This is a genomic window from Flavobacterium muglaense (assembly GCF_014305155.1).
Classification (GTDB): domain Bacteria; phylum Bacteroidota; class Bacteroidia; order Flavobacteriales; family Flavobacteriaceae; genus Flavobacterium; species Flavobacterium muglaense.
The window spans coordinates 35239-57510 of the sequence record NZ_JACRUK010000002.1 but is presented as its reverse complement, the minus strand read 5'-3'; the positions used below and the strand labels follow the sequence as shown (position 1 = coordinate 57510).

At 35.2% G+C, this 22272-nt stretch carries 21 protein-coding genes; 4 read left to right on the top strand and 17 right to left on the bottom strand.

The annotated features are described in order from the left end of the window. Nucleotides 1–69 precede the first annotated feature (69 nt). The gene (locus H8R24_RS01380; RefSeq protein ID WP_187016868.1) at nt 70–489 is read left to right on the top strand and encodes a nucleoside-diphosphate kinase; all 420 of its coding nucleotides are present in this window, start codon (nt 70–72) and stop codon (nt 487–489) included. Between the two features lie 128 nt (nt 490–617). On the opposite strand, the gene H8R24_RS01375 is transcribed toward H8R24_RS01380, so the two are convergent. Together H8R24_RS01375 and H8R24_RS01370 are read right to left on the bottom strand one after the other, a co-directional pair. Further along, on the bottom strand, nt 618–914 hold the full coding sequence (locus H8R24_RS01375) for a DUF721 domain-containing protein (protein WP_187016869.1): 297 nt from the start codon (nt 912–914) through the stop codon (nt 618–620). Then, nucleotides 895–1335, bottom strand: coding sequence for a lipocalin-like domain-containing protein (locus H8R24_RS01370; protein WP_187016870.1), 441 nt, complete (start codon nt 1333–1335; stop codon nt 895–897). The genes H8R24_RS01375 and H8R24_RS01370 overlap by 20 nt, the downstream gene beginning before the upstream one ends. Before the next feature lie 245 nt (nt 1336–1580). On the opposite strand from H8R24_RS01370, the gene H8R24_RS01365 reads away from it, so the two are divergent. Then, nucleotides 1581–2654 (top strand): serine hydrolase domain-containing protein, encoded by a 1074-nt coding sequence (locus H8R24_RS01365; protein WP_187016871.1) that lies wholly within the window; start codon nt 1581–1583, stop codon nt 2652–2654. Here the strand turns inward: H8R24_RS01365 and H8R24_RS01360 are convergent, their stop codons facing one another. The 11 genes from H8R24_RS01360 to H8R24_RS01310 form a co-directional block, all read right to left on the bottom strand. Continuing rightward, nucleotides 2655–2819 carry a hypothetical protein gene (locus tag H8R24_RS01360; protein ID WP_187016872.1) on the bottom strand — a complete coding sequence of 55 codons (165 nt, stop codon included), beginning with the start codon at nt 2817–2819 and terminating at the stop codon, nt 2655–2657. Between the two features lie 2 nt (nt 2820–2821). After that, on the bottom strand, nt 2822–3775 hold the full coding sequence (gene ftsY, locus H8R24_RS01355) for a signal recognition particle-docking protein FtsY (RefSeq protein ID WP_187016873.1): 954 nt from the start codon (nt 3773–3775) through the stop codon (nt 2822–2824). A gap of 128 nt (nt 3776–3903) precedes the next feature. Beyond that, the gene (locus H8R24_RS01350; protein WP_082014152.1) at nt 3904–4056 is read right to left on the bottom strand and encodes a DUF4295 domain-containing protein; all 153 of its coding nucleotides are present in this window, start codon (nt 4054–4056) and stop codon (nt 3904–3906) included. A gap of 72 nt (nt 4057–4128) precedes the next feature. Continuing rightward, complete coding sequence (gene rpmG / locus H8R24_RS01345) at nt 4129–4311, bottom strand: 50S ribosomal protein L33 (RefSeq protein WP_016988713.1); 183 nt, start codon at nt 4309–4311, stop codon at nt 4129–4131. A 30-nt stretch (nt 4312–4341) separates the two neighbouring features. Further along, the gene (rpmB, locus tag H8R24_RS01340; protein WP_072941276.1) at nt 4342–4578 is read right to left on the bottom strand and encodes a 50S ribosomal protein L28; all 237 of its coding nucleotides are present in this window, start codon (nt 4576–4578) and stop codon (nt 4342–4344) included. Between the two features lie 71 nt (nt 4579–4649). Next, on the bottom strand, nt 4650–5903 hold the full coding sequence (locus H8R24_RS01335) for a CinA family nicotinamide mononucleotide deamidase-related protein (RefSeq protein ID WP_187016874.1): 1254 nt from the start codon (nt 5901–5903) through the stop codon (nt 4650–4652). A 93-nt stretch (nt 5904–5996) separates the two neighbouring features. Further along, on the bottom strand, nt 5997–6341 hold the full coding sequence (locus H8R24_RS01330) for an Hpt domain-containing protein (protein ID WP_187016875.1): 345 nt from the start codon (nt 6339–6341) through the stop codon (nt 5997–5999). Beyond that, complete coding sequence (locus H8R24_RS01325; protein ID WP_187016876.1) at nt 6341–6952, bottom strand: fumarylacetoacetate hydrolase family protein; 612 nt, start codon at nt 6950–6952, stop codon at nt 6341–6343. Before H8R24_RS01325 ends, H8R24_RS01330 begins: the two co-directional genes overlap by 1 nt. A 48-nt stretch (nt 6953–7000) precedes the next feature. Next, entirely contained in the window at nt 7001–7774 is a 774-nt protein-coding gene (locus H8R24_RS01320; protein ID WP_187016877.1) for a 3'-5' exonuclease, read from the bottom strand. Nucleotides 7775–7892: 118 nt separating this feature from the next. After that, nucleotides 7893–9191 (bottom strand): dihydrolipoamide acetyltransferase family protein, encoded by a 1299-nt coding sequence (locus tag H8R24_RS01315; protein ID WP_187016878.1) that lies wholly within the window; start codon nt 9189–9191, stop codon nt 7893–7895. A gap of 84 nt (nt 9192–9275) precedes the next feature. Further along, nucleotides 9276–10439 carry a glycosyltransferase family 2 protein gene (locus tag H8R24_RS01310; RefSeq protein WP_187016879.1) on the bottom strand — a complete coding sequence of 388 codons (1164 nt, stop codon included), beginning with the start codon at nt 10437–10439 and terminating at the stop codon, nt 9276–9278. 276 nt (nt 10440–10715) lie between these two features. On the opposite strand from H8R24_RS01310, the gene H8R24_RS01305 reads away from it, so the two are divergent. Together H8R24_RS01305 and H8R24_RS01300 are read left to right on the top strand one after the other, a co-directional pair. Next, a complete protein-coding gene (locus H8R24_RS01305) occupies nt 10716–12578 on the top strand; it encodes an ABC-F family ATP-binding cassette domain-containing protein (protein WP_187016880.1) in 1863 nt (620 codons plus the stop codon). Between the two features lie 393 nt (nt 12579–12971). After that, entirely contained in the window at nt 12972–14033 is a 1062-nt protein-coding gene (locus H8R24_RS01300) for a hypothetical protein (protein WP_187016881.1), read from the top strand. A gap of 554 nt (nt 14034–14587) precedes the next feature. Here H8R24_RS01300 and H8R24_RS01295 read toward each other — a convergent pair. The 4 genes from H8R24_RS01295 to H8R24_RS01280 form a co-directional block, all read right to left on the bottom strand. Then, on the bottom strand, nt 14588–17188 hold the full coding sequence (locus H8R24_RS01295) for a DUF6923 family protein (protein ID WP_187016882.1): 2601 nt from the start codon (nt 17186–17188) through the stop codon (nt 14588–14590). Between the two features lie 215 nt (nt 17189–17403). Further along, nucleotides 17404–17709 (bottom strand): hypothetical protein, encoded by a 306-nt coding sequence (locus H8R24_RS01290; protein ID WP_187016883.1) that lies wholly within the window; start codon nt 17707–17709, stop codon nt 17404–17406. Between the two features lie 240 nt (nt 17710–17949). Further along, nucleotides 17950–20166, bottom strand: a complete 2217-nt coding sequence (gene katG, locus H8R24_RS01285) for a catalase/peroxidase HPI (protein WP_187016884.1) — start codon at nt 20164–20166, stop codon at nt 17950–17952. 192 nt (nt 20167–20358) lie between these two features. After that, on the bottom strand, nt 20359–21909 hold the full coding sequence (locus H8R24_RS01280; protein ID WP_394354168.1) for an SDR family oxidoreductase: 1551 nt from the start codon (nt 21907–21909) through the stop codon (nt 20359–20361). Nucleotides 21910–22272: the final 363 nt, after the last annotated feature.

Genomic DNA, 22272 nt, shown 5'->3' with positions numbered 1-22272 from the left:
TATAATGCGAAAATTGCAACTTTATTAAACAAAATAAACTATTTTTGCACAAAATATAAAAAACAAAAAATGGCTACTAATAGAACTTTTACAATGATCAAGCCGGATGCAGTTGCAAACGGACACATCGGAAACATTCTTGCAATGATTACAAATGCAGGTTTCAAAATTGTTTCTTTAAAATTAACACAACTTACTATTGCTGATGCTCAAGCATTTTATGCTGTTCATGCTGCAAGACCTTTCTACGGAGAATTAGTTGAATTCATGTCAAGAGGACCAATCGTTGCTGCTATTTTAGAAAAAGATAACGCAGTTGAAGATTTCAGAACTTTAATTGGTGCTACAAACCCAGCTGAAGCTGCCGAAGGAACTATCCGTAAAGCATACGCTACTTCAATTGGAGAAAATGCAGTTCACGGTTCTGACAGTGATGAAAACGCAGCTATCGAAGGTGCTTTTCACTTTGCAGGAAGAGAGCAGTTCTAATCAATGATTCAGAATTAAGATTTTTAAATTCTTTTTTAATAATCACCTATATAAAAATCCCGTTTCAAAATTTTGAAACGGGATTTTTTTTATCTTAAATAAAGCTAATCTACTACAATCCTACATAATTATCGCAAAATCACAGTAGTCACAACATCACGCCTTAGCTCTTCATTAATCATTTTTACAATCTTAGCTTTTCCGTGACTTAACTCCTCACGCAACACAGACGAAGTTAACTCGACATACAACGTGCTTCCTTTCAAAACCACATTACGCGTATAACTATTCACCCCGTTCCCCATCAAATTACTCCAAGCATCCTTCACATCAATTTGATCCATGCCCGGCTGCAACTTATTTACTTGAATAATTTGTTTCAAAACATCCCCTACCGTACTCTGATTATTCAGTCTTTTTGCCATCTCCCATCAAGTTTATTGGTCCCGTTTTCTTATAATGATATTCTTTCTTATCTGCATTTTCAATTACTAATTCCTCGTCCGAAATCGCAATCAACTCCTCAGTCCATTTTGCATAATCAGTCGCATAATCCAGATAAACTTTATCCTTGTCATACCTTACAGTCACCTTTTCAAAAGCGTCATTCACTAAAAAAGTACCATCCAGTTGCGGCATCACTTTCTTGCGAATCCCTTTATTATCTTTGATTTCAAAATAATCAAAACTCTCATTCATCTTGTAATCCTTGTCTTCGCCCTTGTCCAAAACTACTTTTTCAATCTCCCAATACCCATTAATTTTAGCAACATCTGCTGGCTCAACTTTTTGGTGACAACCAACAAAAAACAATGACAACAACATTATTTTTAAAACACTTTTCATACAATTCTATTTTTATAAGGAGCTATTTCCTGCTGTCCGCTATATCTTTTTATTTGTATACTCCGCAAAGCTCCGTATACTAAATAAAAAGGATGCCGCTTCCATCAGGGCTAGGGATTTCTGGAAATAAATTCGTTTTGTTAGATACTACAAAGTTAACTTTAAAAAATCCAAACAAAAAGAAAATAGCAAAACACATTAAACTATTTTAACTATTTTTGATCCTATCACAAATACAAATCACTATGACTACAAAACCATTTTATAGTTTATTATTAATTATTCTATGCATCAGTTGTAGCACTGATCAATCCACAACAACTACTCCTGCAAGCACAACAACCTACTTCCCTCCTACCTCAGGATCAAGTTGGGAAACACAGTCCATTACTAATCTAAACTGGAAACAAGAAGCCGTACAACCACTCTTAGATTATCTAGCACTCAAAAACTCCAAGTCTTTTATCATTCTAATAAACGGCCGCATCGTACTGGAAAACTATTTCAACGGACACACAGCCACAACCATCTGGTATTGGGCAAGTGCCGGAAAAACATTAACCGCGACACTTACAGGAATTGCAGAGCAAGAAGGCTACTTGAGCATCAATAATAAAGTATCTGATTATATTGGAACCGGATGGACGAGTATTCCTTTAGCCAAAGAAAATTTAATTACCAATAAACATTTACTCAGCATGACATCTGGCTTAGAAGATATCGACAACGGCGACGCAGTAGATCCAGCCAGCCTTACTTATAAAGCAGATGCAGGAACACGATGGGCGTATCACAATGTCTATGTAAAACTGCAAGATATAATTGCCAAGGCTACAAATCAAACTTGGAACAACTATTTCAACACACGATTAAGAGACAAAATAGGAATGGATGGAACTTGGTTTCAATCTGGAAATAATTCTGTTTATGCCAGCACCACAAGAAGTATGGCTCGTTTTGGTCTATTAATGGCCAATAAAGGAAAATGGGAAAACAGCATCATCTTAAACGAAAATTATTTTAACGCCGCTACAACGAGCTCACAAAACATCAATTTAGGATACGGATACTTATGGTGGTTGAACGGCAAAAGCAGTTTCCATTTACCACAATCCCAACTGCAATTCTCTGGAAGTATCATTCCGTCCGCTCCAAACGATATGTTTATGGCTTTGGGCAAAAATGATCAAAAAATTTACATAATACCATCTAAAAACATGGTTGTCATTAGAATGGGAGACGCAGCAGATAATGTAAACTTAGCTTTATCCGACTTTGACAATGTATTATGGCAAAAAATTAATGCTTTGTATCAATAATTAATTTGAACCAAATTTTTTATAAATTGCAAATAAAAACACAACAATACCAATGCCTAGAAAAGCTCCATAGGCAAAATCATTTTTTTCTCGCAATACATTTGCCACAACAAAAGCAACAAGACTTATAAAATAAAGATATATTGGGCTAATATTCTTCATCATTTCTATTTAAAAAAACTATCTACAAATTCAAATTTATTAAAGACTTGCAAGTCTTCAATTCCTTCCCCAACACCAATGTATTTTACGGGAATTTTAAATTGGTCCGAAATACCTATTACAACACCACCTTTGGCAGTTCCATCTAGCTTTGTAATAGCTAATGAAGTAACTTCCGTAGCAGCAGTAAATTGTTTCGCTTGTTCAAAAGCATTTTGACCTGTTGAACCATCAAGAACTAATAACACATCATGAGGCGCATCAGCAACCACCTTTTGCATTACACGTTTTACTTTGGTCAACTCATTCATCAAGTTCACTTTATTATGCAAACGACCTGCCGTATCAATAATAACAACATCTGCACCTTGCGCAACAGCCGATTGTAACGTATCAAATGCCACAGATGCAGGATCACTCCCCATATTCTGTCTTACAATAGGCACACCTACTCTATCTGCCCATATTTGCAATTGATCGATAGCTGCGGCACGAAAAGTATCTGCAGCACCTAGAACAACATTGTATCCTTGTTTTTTGAATTGATAAGCCAGCTTACCAATAGTAGTAGTTTTTCCTACTCCATTTACACCTACAACCATTAAAACATAAGGTTTAGTTTGTACCGGAATAACAAATTCAGTTGCTTCACCTGTATTCGTCTCAGACAATAACGCAGCTATTTCTTCTTGTAAAATTTGATTGAGTTCATCAGTACCTAGGTACTTATCTGCAGCAACACGATTTTCAATACGAGTAATTATTTTTAAAGTGGTATCAACACCAACATCAGAAGAAACAAGTATTTCTTCTAAATTATCCAATACGGCATCATCTACCTTGGATTTTCCTGCAACAGCTTTGCTTAGTTTACCAAAAAAAGTTGTTTTTGTTTTTTCAAGCCCCTTATCTAGGGTCTCTTTTTTTTCGGTTGAAAATATTCTTTTAAAAAAACTCATGTTTTATACAGTATTAAAAATGAATCATTAGATACAATGAACTAATACGATTTCCTAATTGGTAAAGATAGAAAATAAAAAAGCTACTTCCGAATGAAAGTAGCTTTTCTATATATTGCTTTTATGAATTATTTCTTTTTCAAGAATTCATCAACAGCTTCAGGAGTCATAATAGATTCTACGAATGTATATGCACCAGTTTTAGGAGATTTCACCATTTTGATGGCTTTTGATAATCTCTTAGAAGATGTCTGTAACGATGCTACGGTTTTCTTTGCCATGATTTATTGTTATTTGCACTTTAAAAAAATCAGTAATGTTGCCACTACACGATCATTTCCAAAATCCTATTATTATTTAATTTCTTTGTGAACTGTTACTCTTTTCAAAACTGGATTAAATTTTTTAATCTCTAATCTGTCTGGAGTATTTTTTTTGTTCTTAGTTGTAATGTATCTTGAAGTACCTGCAACACCACTTGTTTTGTGCTCAGTACATTCTAAAATTACTTGGATTCTATTACCTTTCTTTGCCATCTTGCTATTTTTTTATATTGGAATTAAAGATTATTTAATAAATCCTTGAGACTGTGCTTTTTTCAAAACAGCTGCAATTCCATTTTTGTTAATTGTTTTTATCGTAGATGCTGCTACTCTAAGAGTAATCCATCTATCTTCTTCTGGAAGATAAAAACGCTTTTTCACTAAGTTAACAGAAAATTTTCTCTTAGTTTTATTCATAGCGTGAGAAACGTTATTTCCTACCATCGCTCTTTTACCTGTAAGGTCACAAACTCTTGACATTATACTTATCTTTTATCGTTATTCAAAATCAGGGTGCAAAGAAAAGAAAAATAAACGGATGAAACAAAAAATTACAAGACATTTTTTAAAATTTCTTTCCTTAATAATTCTAAACTCGAAAACACAGCTCTATCTATCACTTTTTCACGTGGTTGGCCAAAATTGTGTTCTTCAACAATTACTTCGGTCGGAGTTGCTAATGCGATGAAAACTGCTCCAATTTCAGCATTTACCTCTCCTTTTGTTGGCCCAGCGTTTCCAGTTGTCGCAATTGCATAATCTGTTTTCATCAAGCGTTTTGCACTCAAAGCCATAGCCGAAACCACTTCGGCACTCACAACTGTATGTTTTTTAATTAATGCATCAGGAATACCCAACACATCAATTTTAGCTTCGGTTGCATACGAAACCACACTTCCCTTAAAATAAGCCGATGCACCGGCAGTAGCCGCTAAAAGTGAGGCGATTGCCCCACCAGTACAACTTTCGGCTGTAGCAATGGTTTTTCCTTGTTTTTTAAGCATCTTACCAATCATTACATCTATCGTATCTTCATCTTCAAAACCAACGATAATATCATGGATAATAGCATCTAAGGACGCTACTCGCTCCTCAATCACACGCTCTAACATTTCTTTGTCTGTACCTCGTGCCGAAAGTCGCAATCGCACTCTTCCTGGACTTGGCAAATAAGCCAATTTCAAAAAATCAGGAAGATCATTCTCCCAATCCTCAATACGTTCCGCCACCATGCTCTCACCTTGACCGTAGGTCAAAATTGTTTTATGCATAATATAAGGCCTCTCATATTCCCTAACCACTTTTGGGATAATTTCATTCTCAACCAAGTATTTCATTTCATAAGGCACCCCAGGCAACGAAATAAAAACGGTGTTTTCTTTTTTCATCCACATTCCTGGTGCAGTACCCACTTGATTATGTAGTACTGTACATTTAGAAGGAACGAGCGCTTGATCTTTGTTGATTTGCGTAATTTCTCTTTTATAAAACCCCTCTATAAGTTGCGTAACATGCGCCAAAACAGCCGCATCCACAACCAACTCATCTTCAAAGTAATCACAAAATGTTTTCTTAGTCACATCGTCTTTTGTGGGCCCTAAACCGCCAGTTATTATAACTAAATCAACCTTGTTTTGCAGTGCCAAAAAAGTATTCACAATATGACTCTTATCATCACTTATAGAAATCATCTCACTAATCTCTACTCCGATCCTATCTAAGGATTTTGCAATAAAAGCAGAATTAGTATCTACAATCTGCCCTATTAAAATTTCATCACCTATAGTAACTATGGTTGCTCTCATTATCGATATGAATTTAAATTTTGCCGTATAAATAAAATCAACATTCATAAAAAAACGAATGTTGATTTGTACTATTAAAAAACGAACAAAAAATTAAAGATCGAAATCTTTTTTAATCTCTTTTATAGCGTCATTTATTTGTGTCTTAATACTCTTAAAAGTATCTTCGATATCTTTCTTTTTCCCCTCTGTTTTTGTCCATGCTTCCAATTGAAGAATTTCTTCAAAAGCAACATTTAGACCCAAAAGGTCCAGAGTTGGTTTTATTTTGTGCGCATAAGCATAAGCGTGCCTATGATCTTTTTTCTTGATTCCTTCTTTGATTTGCAATAAATCCTCAGGAACTTCGGTCACAAACAATGTTAGAATTTCATTTACAAATTCGGAATCATTATCTGAAAGTGCGTACACTTTTGAAAGGTTATAGTTTAAAGCCATTATTTTACTTGTATTCTAAATAGTTTATGTCCTTCTAAAAATCCCTCTAACACATCGTCTGGCTTTACAGCAGCAACTCCTGCCGGAGTTCCTGTAAAAATAATATCACCAATTTTCAATGTAAAATATTGCGAAACATGAGAAATAAGCTCATCAATATTCCACAACATTAAACTTGAATCTCCTTTTTGAACCGATTTATCGTTATTAGTTAGCTCAAAAGTAATATTTTCTAACGAACTAAACTGTGCTTTTGGCAAAAAATCACCTAGAACCGCCGATCCATCAAAAGCTTTCGCCTTTTCCCAAGACAATCCTTTCGCTTTTAAAGATTGCTGCAAGTATCTAGCAGTGAAATCAATACCCACACTAATCTCGTCATAATACTTATGAGCAAACTTCGCGTCAATGTGTTTTCCGACCTTATTGATCTTTACAATAATTTCAATTTCATGATGAATATCCTCCGAAAACTCCGGAATCACAAACGGATGTTGTTTTAATAAAACAGCCGAATCTGGCTTCATAAAAACAACTGGCTCCGCAGGACGCTCATTCTTTAACTCTGCTATGTGGTCTACATAATTTCGACCGATACAAATTATCTTCATTTCTTTATGGTGAATTGTAATTAGCAAATACTCTATTTTACTAATTTCTTAGTTTTTAGTATTCAGTTTTCTCAGTTTAATAGCCGTTAAAACTTTCTTTGTATACAAAGGAAAATCGGCATTTTGAATCCAACTAAAATACCCTGGTTCTTTTTCTAAAACAGTATCCACTTTCACCCCTTTATGCTTCCCGAAAGAAAACACCTCATCACCATCTGCATCAAATGAAATCATACCTGCAAAATCAGCATTCTTTTTCCTTGTCGAAAAATCCGACAACAACTTCACATCATTCTCTAAATCAGGATAACGTTCTAACTGCGCTTTTAGTATTTCATAAGTCGCCATTGTATCCGCTTCTGCAGAATGCGCGTTTTCTAAATTTTGACCGCAGTAAAATTTCAAGGCAGCACTTAATGTACGTTCTTCTTTTTTATGAAAAATAGTTTGAACATCTACTGAAACACGGTTTTTCATATCAAAATCAACACCTGCCCTCAACATTTCTTCGGCTAGTAACGGAATATCAAAACGATCCGAGTTAAAGCCTGCCAAGTCACTATCCTTAATCATATTATAAACAGCTGCTGCCAGCTCGTTAAAAGTAGGCTCATTTGCCACTTTTTCATCGGTGATTCCATGCACGGCAGTAGTTTGTGCAGGAATAGGAATCGTAGGATTCACTAACCAAGTTTTACTTTCTTTATTTCCGTTTGGAAAAACTTTGAATATTGATATTTCTACAATTCTATCTTTCCCTATGTCGATTCCTGTGGTCTCAAGATCGAAAAAGCAAATTGGTTTAGTAAGTTTTAATTCCATTTTTAATTTTTGAGTGTTTACAAATATAGAAAATTGGACTCAAAATTGAGCCATTAGATTAAAAAAGAAAACCCGATAAATTCAAATTTATCGGGTTTGTTGTTATTTTCTTTAGCAATTACAAATCTCTATTTACATCAAATGCTTCTAGATATTCAGCAACTCTTTTTACAAAACTACCCCCAAGCGCTCCATCTACAACGCGGTGGTCATAACTATGCGACAAGAACATTTTTTGACGAATCCCAATGAAATCTCCTTCTGGAGTTTCAATAACAGCCGGCATTTTACGAATCGCTCCAAGAGCTAAAATCCCTACTTGTGGTTGATTAATGATTGGTGTGCCAAAAACACTACCAAAAGTACCCACGTTAGTAACCGTATAGGTTCCGCCTTGTGTATCATCTGGTTTTAGTTTCCCCATTTTTGCACGGTTTCCTAAATCATTAACCGCCTTAGCCATTCCTACTAAATTCAATTGATCTGCATTTTTAATTACAGGAACAATTAAATTACCGTTTGGTAAAGCAGCAGCCATTCCAAGATTAATATTTTTCTTTTTAACAATAAAATCACCATCCACAGAAATATTCATACCTGGAAAATCTTTTATTGCTTTTGCAACAGCTTCCATAAAGATAGGTGTATAAGTCAACTTCTCCCCTTCTCTTTTTTCGAAAGCTACTTTATTTTTCTCTCTCCATTTTACGATGTTTGTCACATCGACTTCAATAAAAGATTGGACGTGAGCCGATGTTTGAACCGAAGCCACCATGTAACCCGAAATCAACTTACGCATTCTATCCATTTCAACAATTTCATCTCCACCTGTTAAAGAAACAGGCGCTGTTCTTTGAGCAGAAGCAGCTGGAGCCGAAGCTGTTTTTTGAGCCACAACCACAGGTTGAGCCCCTTTATTTTGTACATAATCTAAAATATCACTTTTTGTAACGCGACCATCTTTTCCTGTGCCAGAAATTGATTCTAACTCAGCTACAGAAACCCCTTCTTCTTTAGCAATATTCCTTACTAAAGGTGAGAAAAATTTATCTGAACCCGAAAAATCTGCAGCCTCCACGGGAGCGGCAACACTTTCTTTAACAGCATCCATTGATTGCTCCACTACAGCAGCAGCTTGAACCACTTCACTATCAGCAACAGCAGTAGCACCTCCACCTTCGGTTTCAATAATAGCAATAGTTTGACCTACTTGAACCAAATCATCTTTACCAAATAATTTTTCGATCAAAATTCCCGAAACCTCACTAGGCACTTCACTATCCACTTTATCAGTAGCAATTTCAAGTACTGCCTCATCAGCCTCAATCTTATCACCTACTTCTTTCAACCAGTTTGTAATGGTTGCTTCTGCTACGCTTTCTCCCATTTTAGGAAGTCTCAATTCAAATCTTGCCATATTGTTAACCTAAAAGGTGATTTTGTTTTACAGTTTGCGAAATTACTAAAAATTATATACATAAATTACATTAACAATAATTTTTCAATAAATTTTTATAATCTCACCTCTATCATTACTATTATTACTTCCTATCATAAAACTTGCTTTTTTCAAGCATATTTTAAAGGTAAGCGCTTTATTTTTTGAAGATTCCATAATTGCAATGCAATCTTTAAAAGAAACAAACTCATTATCTAGAATAATTTCAAGATCCCGAGCTTGCTCATACGCCGACGAAATTAACATTTTTTCTGTTTTCAAATTGTTAAAAGAGACTTTTTTTAACAAAATCAACCGCAATTTTTCCTGCAGTAATTCATCCGAAGAAAACAGCACATAAGAATTTGGACTCTTTAACTTAATCCCTTGCCCTTGTTTCTTTTTTGCCAACGAAAAAAAATAAACTCCCAAACGCATGAATACATTAAAAACTGTTGCCGTTTTAAAATGCTTTTTATAAAAAAATTGCATTGCTTCTTGAAAACGCTTCATATATAATTTGTCCTTTACCGTACTCTCCCCCTTATAATGAACAACAGTAGTATCTGCATAGTAAAAGTTAACCACGCCTTGCTGCAATGCACGATACGACAAGTCTATATCGTCTGAATACATGAAACAATTTTCATCAAAACCATTTAAATCATGATACAACTTTTTTTTCATGAACATAAATGCTCCCACAAGAATTTCCACCTCACCAGTTTGATCTTCAGTCATATATTGAGCATAATATTTTGAAAACCATTTTATTTTGGGAAAAACTTTGTACAATCCAGTGATTTTAGTAAAAGCTACCCAAGGAGTAGGAATACCACGTTTACTTTCTGGTAGAAAATTACCCGCACCATCAATTAGTTTGACACCTATAATCCCGAGGTTTTTTTGCCTTTCGGCGAAAGCCAAAACTTTAACAAAAGTATCCTCTGCAACCACCGTATCGGGATTAAGAATGCATATATAGTCGCCTTGTGCTTGACACACTCCGATATTATTACCTTTAGGGAAACCTAAATTTTCATTATTGGTTATTAGTTTTACAGAAGGAAATCGAGATTTCATCATCTCGACACTACCATCAGTTGAGTTATTATCAACGACAATGATTTCTGAATTGATATCCTTCAAAGCGGCTTGAACACTTAAAACGCAGAGTTCTAAAAAATACCGAACATTATAATTAAGGATGATGATGGAGAGTTGCAATATTTTTTTTTTAGTCTTTTAGGGTTTTGTTTTCATAATTACTTACTAAATTACTCAAATTTACGGTAATTTTATCTAACTCAAAAAACTAATTTTCCGCAGGCCTACAATTACTATTCATTATGGCAAAAGTACAAAATCAACGTTTCTTGCAACAATTACAAACACAAATAAAACACAGCTATAGGATAGTAAACTTTATAATTCTCAATTACAAACTAATGGATGTGTGCCAACTTCAGTTTAAAACCTTACTTTTGCACAAAAATTAGTATTGTGAATTACCTTTCAGTAGAAAATATATCGAAGTCGTTTGGAGAACGCACCCTTTTTAAAGACATTTCGTTTGGAATAAACAAAGACCAAAAAATTGCTTTTATTGCCAAAAATGGTTCTGGTAAAACTACCATTATGAGTATTATTAATGGTCTTGACGAGCCAGACACTGGACAAGTGGTGTTGCGCAAAGGTATTAGAATGGCTTTTTTGTCTCAAAATAACAATTTGCAAGACGAACTGACTATTGAAGAAAGCATTTTTGCATCAGACAATGAGACTTTAAAGATTATTGAAGCCTACGAAAAAGCATTAGAAAACCCAGAAGATGAAGAAGCTTATCAAAAAGCTTTTGACGGAATGGACCAACACAATGCTTGGGATTTTGAAACACAATACAAGCAAATTTTGTTCAAATTAAAGTTGGAAGACTTTAAACTGAAAGTAAAAAACCTTTCGGGTGGGCAAAAAAAACGTTTATCACTAGCTATTATCTTAATCAACCGTCCTGATTTATTGATTTTGGATGAACCGACGAATCACTTGGACCTCGAGATGATCGAATGGTTAGAAAGTTATTTTACTAAAGAAAACATTACGTTGTTCATGGTAACGCACGACCGTTTCTTTTTAGAGCGTGTGTGTAATGAAATCATTGAATTAGACAACGGAAAATTATACCAATACAAAGGAAACTATTCGTATTACTTAGAGAAAAAAGAAGAGCGCATTGCATCAGAAAACTCTAGTGTTGATAAAGCGCAAAATCTTTTTGTAAAAGAATTAGAATGGATGCGTCGCCAACCAAAAGCGAGAACGACTAAATCAAAATCACGTCAAGATGACTTTTATGACATCAAGGAAAAAGCACAAAGCCGCCGTCGTGAAAACAAGGTAGAACTTGAAATCAATATGGAACGCATGGGAAGCAAAATTATTGAGCTTCACAAAATTTCGAAAAAATTCAAGGACCATGTGATCATGGACAATTTTAGCTTTGACTTTCAACGCGGAGAACGCATTGGAATCATTGGTAAAAACGGAACAGGAAAATCGACTTTCTTGAATCTATTAACAGGTACTTTACCCCTTGACTCAGGAAAAGTGGTTATGGGAGAAACCATCAAAGTAGGTTACTACACACAAAGCGGAATCAACCCTAAACCAGGGCAACGCGTTATTGATGTCATTAAAGAATATGGCGAATACATCCCATTGATGAAAGGAAAAATCATCTCGGCTTCACAATTATTAGAGCGTTTCTTGTTTGATGCAAAAAAGCAATATGATTTTGTTGACCGTTTGAGCGGAGGAGAATTAAAGCGTTTGTACTTATGTACCGTTTTGATTCAGAATCCAAACTTCTTGATTCTCGATGAACCTACGAACGATTTAGACATTGTAACCTTAAATGTACTAGAGAGTTTTTTACTTGATTACCCAGGCTGTCTATTAGTGGTATCTCACGATAGGTATTTCATGGATAAAATTGTAGATCACTTATTCATCTTTAGAGGTGACGGTGTAGTCGAAGATTTCCCAGGAAACTACTCTGATTTTAGAGCTTATGAAGACAGTACCGATGTTGCTCAAAAAGAGGAAAACAAAGCCGAGAAGAAAGACTGGAAACAAAATAATCCTACTGGAAACCTAACTTTTAACGAGCAAAAAGAATTCCAGAAGTTAGAACGCGAGATCAAAGATCTGGAAGAGCAAAAGGCCAAAATTGAGCTTTTATTCTCTGAAGGAAAAGTTGTTGACGCCGACATTGAGAAAAAAGGAAACGAATTACAAAACCTCATCAATAAGGCGGAAGCCAAAGAAGAAAGATGGTTTGAGCTAAGCGCAAAAATGGAAGGATAGGCTTTTTTTCTATAAAAAAGACAACCATATCACTTCAACTAAGCACAAATATCATCCTATTATACCCCTTTTTTAGTTCAAGTATTGAGGACGCTTTCGTTGAAAAGACAAATAATATTCAATAATTACTATATAAAACTCATAACCCCAATAGCCTTAGCAGTGATGCTATCTATTGGGGTTTATTTTTATGCGTTTTACAACTACTAAAAAAACTGTAAATAATTATAATTCTTGCGTTTACATTCCAAATTCTTAGCAATACAGACTCTTTCCTTCTATAATTAAAATTTGTAAGAAAAAAATGTTTAAAATGTATCGATTTTAATAATATATGTAAAACTAAATAATATATTTGCTTTATATTTAACCCCCAAATAAACCAAATTACTTATGAGAATTTTGAAACTTTTTCCTGTCTTATTCTTTACCGCATTTATTATATTTTCCTGTGCAAATGAAGAAATCTCTAAAGCTTATCAAAACACTGAACTGGCAAATCAACAAAATAAATTAGAAGATGCTCCTGTTCCATTAGCAAATCTAAATTCAGGGATTTTGATTGACGGAGCAATAATAAAAAATACTACTCCCCCTAAACCCAATAGCACGATTAATCTTGCTGTTGAACCAGGTACTATAGAAGGGTTGCTAAAATCTGGTTTTGACTTACATTTTACTTCAACCGAATCAAATATTGCTGGAGCTTATTTGCAATTTAAAGATGTCGATGGTAATACTACATCAAGCTATTTTGACATTCCATTAGAACATTTTAAAGCTAATAAGAAAGTTAATCCTAAAAAAAATCTAACATCTAAAAATACATTTTCTACTCAAAAAAATAATTCACCAGAAAAAGAATATGTAATCGATGTGAATTTTGCAGACTCATTTCCACCGGGAAAATTTTGTGGCCTTATCTGTATTTATGATGATAAAGGTAATATTAGTGAACCAGTAACCGTATGCGTAGAGGTAGAAGCATGGGGAGGTAATGCCGAAATTACTGGAGAATGGGACATAGAAGATTCTACATTCGGTGAACAATCAACACTTTTATGTGCAAACAACAAAGAGATTGAAGTCAATTACGAACAAAAAATTAGTGAAAAGGTAAACCTAACATTTCTTGAAAATGGAAACTTTGAAATTATAAACAAAGGAGAATGGAAGACATTGGATGATACTGCTTCTGCAAATAGCTGTTCGCCAATTTATCAAATCGATTCATACCTAGTTGATGCCAAAACAACTGGAAAATGGGCTTATAATGAAGTAGCCAAAAAACTAACCTTAGTCGCTTTTAGCTATGTAGATGTTTTAAATTCCCAGGAAAATGAAGACTACCCATATGGTGATTTAATTTTTGAGGGAGCATCCATAGAAATAATAAATGGTAAACTTATTATCACAGATACTAATAACGACACCTACACCTTCAAAAGAAAATAGTTTTAAATCTTCCTGTATTTACTTTTTAAATCAAAGTCCGAAAGACTTTATAATATAGTAGTATTAGTAATAGATAATTTTTAGAGTGCTTTTGCTAACAAACGAACTAAATCTTTAAAAATGGAAAAACCAACACTTATCTTCTGATTCAAAAGGAAATATAGAAAAAAAAAAAAAAAAAAAAAATCAAATAACTTTACTTTATAGCTTTTGGAATATTTCAATTAGGAAAAGACTGTGCCCAATACGATAAACGACACAACATTTCCACTACTAAAAATGCCGAATAAAAGCTAGAACGTAAACTAGAATGCATCAACTAAACCTTCACAACTAAACCGTTTTGTGGAGGTTTTTTTATACAAAAATCACACAGAGTTTAAAAATAAATACGGCATTAAATAGTAATTCAATAGGAAAGACACAAATGTTTTATTACGTTCTGTAAAACTTTCGAGATTCTTTTCAAAGCATAACTATCACTCTCCTTTTTCCAAAAAAAAATGGCTGTGCCTCAATTGAAGCACAGCCATTTTACAAGTGAATTAACTAAATTACTTGACAATTATTTTTACCACATTATATTTTATTAGCTTACTATTCACTTGACAAAAATACAAGCCTGGACTTAAATTTGCTTTGGCAAGCGCCACTTGATTTGCTCCTACTTGTGTTTCTAAGTTAATATTTCTAACCACTTTTCCTAGCACATCAAAAATCTGGATTGTAATTTTTTCTTGTTCTAAAGCTGTAAAATAAAGCACCGATTTATCCGTTATTGGGTTTGGTGTTACATACACACTATTCTTACTCTCTAGCTCATTATCCGTTACCGATAAGCTAGCTTCTTTTGAAAATTGAATCGCTTGTAAATCCATTTTCTTAGTTGTAGACTGACCATCCGCAGCTGTCATTTTAAACACAATTGTTTTAATATCATTCAATAGTAAAGATGTTCCTTTGCTAGAAGCAAATTGAGAAAACGGAATTGCAAAACTCTGAATATCATCTGTTAATGTGATGGTTGCTTTGTATTGCTCCTCCCAGTTTTCAATACTACTTTTTACAAAAGTAATTTCCAGTTTTCCAGTTCCTTTTGCTTTCAAGCGAAAACTTTTGTAAGCGGATAAATCTACTGCTTTAAATCGAGGCGTAAGTGCTCTATATGCAGCTATGTACTCGCTTGTTGTTGCAGTTAAACTTAAATTTCTTTCTACACTAAAATTAGCTGCGTCAAATGATTCGTTGTTTGGTGAAATAATATACTGATTTACTGAAGTACTTGCTGCCGAAGCATCAACACCCCAAGGCCCATCAGACAAGAATAAATCATCTGGAATAGCAACTCCATCTCCAATTCTAAAACCAACATCAAATAAGTTACCTGTAGGAATTACGATATTACTAATATACTTTTTACCCAAATCAATTGACGTACTGATTTTTTCTTCAGCGCTAGTTTCTGTTTTTCTCAATCCAGCATCAAGTGTTATTAATCCTGTTGCATTTGTATTTATCATTTGCAACTCTAAACTTCCATTGTTGTACTTTCCTTTTCGAACAAAAACAGTTGGAGCATTAGAAAGGTTATAGTCTTTAATTGGTTTTTGAGTATCAATCAATTTCACTACCTCTTCACCCAAAACAAACAAATCATCAATTGAGTTTGTCCAAATTTGGAAATTATAAAACCCAATATTTTTTTCATATTTATCTAAATTCCAGTGGCTTTCTACTCCAAAATTAGCACCAGCATTAATTTCTTTTACAGAAAGACTCAATACATATTCAACTGTGTTATCAGCATTTCTGATAATTGTTTTAATGAATGGTTGTTCCTGAATATAAATGGTTGACACCGAAATAATTTGTGCCCCTAGCAAACGATCACAAATAAACTTAGTATGCTCATACACTCCATCATCGGTTCTTAAGGCCAAAATAGAAGCAATTGCTTTACTATTTTTCAAATAATCCACAGAATATACTGCCGAAGCATTTGTAATAGCTAGCAAGTCGCTAGGCGTTGACTCAATAACCGACTCCTCTTTAAGCACTCCAAACGGAATAAAATCTCTTAGACTTATTGAATTGGACTTATTAGCATATTTTGTTGGCTTCACCACTTTCTTAGCGGTAGCAACATCAAATTTATAAGCGTTTTTTACACGTTCAAAATTACGTTTATTAATTTGTTCTGAAAGTCTACTATTACTTTCTAAACCTCCATCATTACCCCCTGAAACAGCTTCCTCTATTACAGGACAAGAAGCATAACCTGAACATGAAGGATCTTCGCAATCAATTAAACCGTCTCCATCATCATCAATTCCATTATCGCAAATTTCTTGAGGAACCGGAGCCGTGGGACAACGCGCACCATCATTACTAGAACTAGCTGGACCGTAAGCAAACAAGTTAGAGTCCATTGTTGTTGTCGTACTCACATTAGCAACATCTCTAATAATGTAAACCGTACCCGTTTGATTGGCCGAAATATAAAAACTACCTGACAAATCAAAATAAACAGCTCCGTACGTATAGGACTTCCCATTAATGATAGGAACAACACCTAGATTAGTAACAGCACCTGTGTCTGGATTAATTCGATATAAAATATTAGTATTTTGCTCTACTGTATAAAGATTTCCATCTACAGCATTAAATGCCCAATCGTGGACGCTTAAACTTTTTGATAATTCAAATGAACCAATATATTTTGTATAATTAGCCGAATCTGGATCTAAATCTATTTTGTAATAAGTACTTCCTCCAGCTTTCAAAAAGTAAATACCACTAGGACTTACATCTCCTACATATTTATTAGTATCATTTAATTCAGGAATATTAAATACAGTACTTGTAAAATTTTTCCCTATCCTAACAATAGATTTTGAAGGCGACGATAAATACCCCCAAATATAACCGTCCTTAGCGTTGTATCCTGCTGCATTAATATTACCCGAAGTAATATTTGGAGCCACTAATACTGAATTCCCCGAAGCCAAGTCAATTGCATACACATCATTGTATTGAAATAAGTACGCATTAAAATCACAATTAAAAGGAATATCCTGAGCTTGACTATTGATACCAATTAAGCAAAAAACAGTAATTAACACTGTTCTTTTCACTAAAAGTAAAGTTCTATTCATAATGGAAGTTTTAAGTTAACAACAGTATAAAATTACCACTTAAATTCCTGACTACAAACAACTTTTAGATATTTTGAATAAAAAAGCCCGACGAATGGTAGATTACTATCGATAAACTGCATTGCAATTGCCCTCAATTGAGATGAAAAAAGCAAGTAGAGCAAAATAACTGCGCCCTACTTGCTTGTTGAAGTCCTAGATTCCTTGAGAAATACTTATGCTATTAAAAATGTTGATTTGTAATTATCGAAAGTTATTGCATCCATTAGAATAGTGTTATTACCACGCTTTTCTGTTGTTGCATTCAGCTCTATTTGATTGAATTTTTTAAACAAATAAACGTCCTTCATACAAGCAGCTATACTTTTATGAAATGCTGTTCTATAAATAGGCAAGAGTTGATTATTGATTTTTAAATCCATTTGAAAAACAGAGCCTTTGTTCAATTTACTCTTTTTAGTGATATTTAAGGTAAAACCTGTTGCAACACCATTTTGTTGCCCTTGATATTGTACTACCATAGTATTGATTTTTTTTAATCTAATTAAACATAAACGAACCGCTTCAATTATTAAATTCGCTTTATTGCATATCAAATTTAGCATAAAAATAAAAACTATCATAATTACAGCAGCAAAATTATCAATTAAGCAACAGTTACTTGATTCGATTTAATTCGTAAAAACAAAAAAACCACAACAGCCTTCATGAACTGTTGTGGTTTTCCCTATAATACTTAATCTTTACTAGGTAAATTGACCCTATACAAGATCAAAACGATCTAAGTTCATCACTTTATTCCAAACTGCAACAAAGTCTTTTACAAATTTATCCTGTGAATCCTCACATCCATAAACCTCAGCAATTGCTCTTAGTTCTGAATTAGATCCAAAAATTAAATCTACACGAGAACCCAACCATTTCAATTGGTTTGTTTTACGGTCGCGCCCTTCAAAAACATCTTGTGCTGCCGAAACCGCTTTCCAAGTGGTATCCAAATCTAATAAATTTAAAAAATAATCATTTGAAAGTGTTTCTGTGCGGTTCGTAAATACACCATTACTAGAATGATCAAAGTTGATATTCAAAACACGTAAACCACCAAAAAGCAGTGTCAATTCAGGAACAGTTAGCGTCAATAGTTGCGCTTTATCAACTAACATTTCTTCTGCTGAAATGGTATAATTTGCTCTAGTATAATTACGGAATCCATCTGCCTCAGGTTGAAGCACTGCAAATGACTCAACATCTGTTTGCTCTTGTGAAGCATCTGTTCTACCAGGAGCAAAAGGAACTGTTATTGTTTGTCCCGCATTAGCAGCTGCTTTCTCGACAGCTGCACAACCTGCTAAAACAATTAAATCGGCAATAGAAACTTGTTTACCTCCAGATTGCGAATCATTAAAACTAGCCTGAATCCCTTCTAGTTTTGCTAATACTTTCGCCAATTGTTTTGGATTATTAACTTCCCAATTCTTTTGAGGTTCTAAACGGACACGAGCACCATTAGCCCCACCTCTTTTATCCGAACCTCTAAAAGTAGAAGCTGAAGCCCAAGCAGTAGCAACTAACTCAGAAACAGACAACCCAGTATCCAATATCGTCTTTTTCAATTGGCTTACATCATTTGAATCAATTAACTGGTGTGTAACTGCCGGAATTGGGTCTTGCCAAATCAACTCTTCCTTAGGTACTTCTGGCCCTAGGTAACGAGCAACAGGCCCCATATCACGGTGCGTCAATTTAAACCAAGCGCGAGAAAACGCATCGGCCAATAAATCAGGATTTTCATAAAAACGTCTTGATATTGGCTCATAAATAGGATCTACTCGTAAAGCAAGATCACTAGTAAGCATCATCGGCGCATGACTTTTAGCTGGGTTATGCGCATCTGGCACAGTACCAGCACCTCCATTTCCTTTTGGCTTCCATTGATGAGCACCTGCTGGACTTTTAGTTAGCTCCCATTCGAAACCAAATAAATTTTCGAAATAATTATTACTCCATTTTGTAGGTGTAGTTGTCCAAGCTCCTTCTAGTCCACTCGAAATTGTATGCTCTCCTGCACCCGATCCAAAATTATTTTTCCAGCCTAAACCTTGTTGTTCTATAGGTGCCGCTGCTGGTTCTGGCCCCACATGCTCATCAGGATTTGCAGCTCCATGTGTTTTACCAAACGTGTGTCCACCGGCAATAAGCGCCACTGTTTCTTCGTCATTCATTGCCATACGAGCAAATGTCTCTCTAATATCACGTGCCGAAGCTAGTGGATCAGGGTTTCCGTTTGGTCCTTCTGGATTTACATAAATAAGCCCCATTTGCACTGCTGCAAGAGGATTTTCAAGTTCGCGATCACCTGTATATCGTTTATCGTCTAGCCATTTTCCTTCAGAACCCCAGTAAATATTATCCGAAGGCTCCCAAACATCAGCGCGTCCACCGGCAAAACCAAATGTTTTTAGACCCATCGATTCTAATGCACAGTTTCCTGTAAGCACCATCAAATCGGCCCAAGAGATTTTCTTACCGTATTTCTTTTTAATTGGCCATAATAACAACCGTGCTTTATCTAAGTTGACATTGTCAGGCCAACTATTTAAAGGTGCGAAACGCTGTGTTCCCATACCCGCACCACCACGACCATCGGCCACACGGTACGTTCCTGCACTATGCCAAGCCATTCTTATAAAAAACGGACCATAATGACCATAATCTGCAGGCCACCATTCTTGCGAATTAGTCATTAATTCGAATATATCTTTTTTCAGGGCGGCTAAATCTAAACTTTTAAATGCCTCAGCATAATTGAATTGTTCTCCCATTGGGTTAGACAAATCAGCATGTTGACGTAAAATATTTAGTTTTAATTGATTTGGCCACCAATCATTATTTTTTGTACCTGATCCTGCCGTTTGTTTTGGTGCTCCACTAGAAAACGGACATTTACCTTCTCCGCTTGCGTTATTCATGTTTTCCATAATTATATATGATTTAAGTTAGATTCTTTGTTCTTGCTAAATTACAAAATAACCAACTATTAAAAATATTTTTTCAATAGATAAAAACTATATTAATATCGTATTTCATAAAAACCCAAAGAAAAAGCCGTACCAAAATTCATCTCTGTTACGGCTTTTACCTATTTATAATCAAACACTTAACTGGCATCATCACCACGGAATTGGGTTGTAATCTTTTAAAAACTTCCCACACCAATGTTTCCCCGTATTTATACCATCAAACAAAGGGTCCATTACTCGAGCAGCGCCGTCTACAATATCTAGCGGTGGCTGAAAATCTTCTAACTCTTGTTTCTTCTTGGCTAATTCGGCTGGATCTTCATCCGTTACCCATCCTGTATCTACGGCGTTCATGAATATTCCGGCTTTCGCCAATTCTCCTGCGGCAGTATGCGTAAGCATATTAAGCGCCGCTTTGGCCATATTAGTATGGGGATGACGTGCCTCTTTAAAAAAGCGATGAAACTTGCCTTCCATAGCAGAGACATTAATAATATGTTTTTGTCCTGTATTGTCTTTTTTCATCACTTCCGAAAGGCGGTTACACAACACAAACGGAGCAACAGAGTTCACCAGCTGCACTTCGATCATTTCAGTAGTTTCTATTTGGCCTAATTTCAAACGCCAACTGTTGGTTTTACGCAAATCGACTTGCTGTAGGTCGGCGTCGAGTGCTCCTTCTGGGAAAACTTCATTGGCGACAAGTGCATTATCAAACGAGTACGGAATCTGAGACAATTTGGCCGAAGCCCTTAAACCAATTCCCGGTTCCGGTCCGTGCCAAGTTACCGGCATATTTTGATTGGATGAAGCTCCTGATGTCAATACCTTCAACTCATCCAGACAGTTTATATGATCCTGCAATAACTCCTGCGCCTGCTGTGGCAATTGATGAATAGGAAGTTCTTCGTTTTTGATCATGTGCGTATAGAATCCCGCTGGACGTCTTACCGTTTGAGCAGCATTATTAATTAGAATATCTAGTCGCTCATACTTTTGCTCTATAAAATTACAAAAAATCTCTACGGACGGAATATGTCTTAAATCCAATCCGTGAATTTTTAATCGGTGCCCCCAATCCATAAAATCAGGTTCTTTACCAAAACGCAATGCTGAATCTACTGGAAAACGAGTGGTTGCAATAACAGTAGCACCTCCACGCAATAACATTAAAGTAATGTGATAGCCAATTTTTAATCTCGACCCTGTAATAACAGCCACTTGCCCTTTGACATCGGCAGTTTGAAAACGTTTGGCATAATTAAAATCCCCACAATCAGTACACATCGTATCATAAAAATGATGCATTTTAGTAAACGACGTTTTACACACATAACATTGTCTTGGCGTTTCAAGTTCCAATGTCTCTTTGTTGGCTAATTCTGCCGCTGCCAATAATTTTGGTGCCATAAACACTGCCGACTCACGTGCGTACCGAATTCCGGTTTCTTTACGAGCGGTTCTATCTTGTTTTTCTTTTTTGCGCTTTGCAACCGCTTTTCCGTCCTTTTTACGTTTGGAAAGTTCGTCACGATCAGGTCTTGCAAACTGACCAGCTGCTTTAATCAAAGCTGTTCTTTGTTCTTTTGGAATATCAAAAATTTGATCGGTGTCTGTGTTTAATCGCGACAAAATAGCAATGCAACGGCTAATTTCTTCCGATGTGATTGCTTCTTCATGTACCTGTCCTTCGTTCATCATCTTCTAAAATTGTGTGACTATTGATTTTAAGAGCGCAAATATAGTTTTAATATAAGGGAAACGAACAAAGTAATATGGTAAAGGTTGTACGTTTAAATTTCGTAAAAATTGTAGGATGGGGCTTGTAACGCAAAGACACGCTAAAGTAGCACAGAGACTCGCAAAGGTTTTATATAAAGCTCAGTGTGTCTCTGAGTCTTCCCTGGGGATCTCTGTGTAACCTTCCAACTAAGTACTTTCGCAAAGACGCGCAAAGGCTTCACAGAGACTCGCAAAGGTTTTATTTAAAGCTCAGTGTGTCTCTGAGTCTTCCCTGGGGATCTCTGTGTAACCTTCCAACTAAGTACTTTCGCAAAGACGCGC

Excerpts from the sequence above, each read along its gene's own strand:
- H8R24_RS01380 (WP_187016868.1), top strand. The coding sequence starts at position 70 with ATGGCTACTAATAGAACTTTTACAATGATCAAGCCGGATGCAGTTGCA.
- H8R24_RS01375 (WP_187016869.1), bottom strand. The coding sequence starts at position 914 with ATGGCAAAAAGACTGAATAATCAGAGTACGGTAGGGGATGTTTTGAAA.
- H8R24_RS01370 (WP_187016870.1), bottom strand. The coding sequence starts at position 1,335 with ATGAAAAGTGTTTTAAAAATAATGTTGTTGTCATTGTTTTTTGTTGGT.
- H8R24_RS01365 (WP_187016871.1), top strand. The coding sequence starts at position 1,581 with ATGACTACAAAACCATTTTATAGTTTATTATTAATTATTCTATGCATC.
- H8R24_RS01360 (WP_187016872.1), bottom strand. The coding sequence starts at position 2,819 with ATGATGAAGAATATTAGCCCAATATATCTTTATTTTATAAGTCTTGTT.
- ftsY (WP_187016873.1), bottom strand. The coding sequence starts at position 3,775 with ATGAGTTTTTTTAAAAGAATATTTTCAACCGAAAAAAAAGAGACCCTA.
- H8R24_RS01350 (WP_082014152.1), bottom strand. The coding sequence starts at position 4,056 with ATGGCAAAGAAAACCGTAGCATCGTTACAGACATCTTCTAAGAGATTA.
- rpmG (WP_016988713.1), bottom strand. The coding sequence starts at position 4,311 with ATGGCAAAGAAAGGTAATAGAATCCAAGTAATTTTAGAATGTACTGAG.
- rpmB (WP_072941276.1), bottom strand. The coding sequence starts at position 4,578 with ATGTCAAGAGTTTGTGACCTTACAGGTAAAAGAGCGATGGTAGGAAAT.
- H8R24_RS01335 (WP_187016874.1), bottom strand. The coding sequence starts at position 5,903 with ATGAGAGCAACCATAGTTACTATAGGTGATGAAATTTTAATAGGGCAG.
- H8R24_RS01330 (WP_187016875.1), bottom strand. The coding sequence starts at position 6,341 with ATGGCTTTAAACTATAACCTTTCAAAAGTGTACGCACTTTCAGATAAT.
- H8R24_RS01325 (WP_187016876.1), bottom strand. The coding sequence starts at position 6,952 with ATGAAGATAATTTGTATCGGTCGAAATTATGTAGACCACATAGCAGAG.
- H8R24_RS01320 (WP_187016877.1), bottom strand. The coding sequence starts at position 7,774 with ATGGAATTAAAACTTACTAAACCAATTTGCTTTTTCGATCTTGAGACC.
- H8R24_RS01315 (WP_187016878.1), bottom strand. The coding sequence starts at position 9,191 with ATGGCAAGATTTGAATTGAGACTTCCTAAAATGGGAGAAAGCGTAGCA.
- H8R24_RS01300 (WP_187016881.1), top strand. The coding sequence starts at position 12,972 with ATGAGAATTTTGAAACTTTTTCCTGTCTTATTCTTTACCGCATTTATT.
- H8R24_RS01295 (WP_187016882.1), bottom strand. The coding sequence starts at position 17,188 with ATGAATAGAACTTTACTTTTAGTGAAAAGAACAGTGTTAATTACTGTT.
- H8R24_RS01290 (WP_187016883.1), bottom strand. The coding sequence starts at position 17,709 with ATGGTAGTACAATATCAAGGGCAACAAAATGGTGTTGCAACAGGTTTT.
- katG (WP_187016884.1), bottom strand. The coding sequence starts at position 20,166 with ATGGAAAACATGAATAACGCAAGCGGAGAAGGTAAATGTCCGTTTTCT.
- H8R24_RS01280 (WP_394354168.1), bottom strand. The coding sequence starts at position 21,909 with ATGATGAACGAAGGACAGGTACATGAAGAAGCAATCACATCGGAAGAA.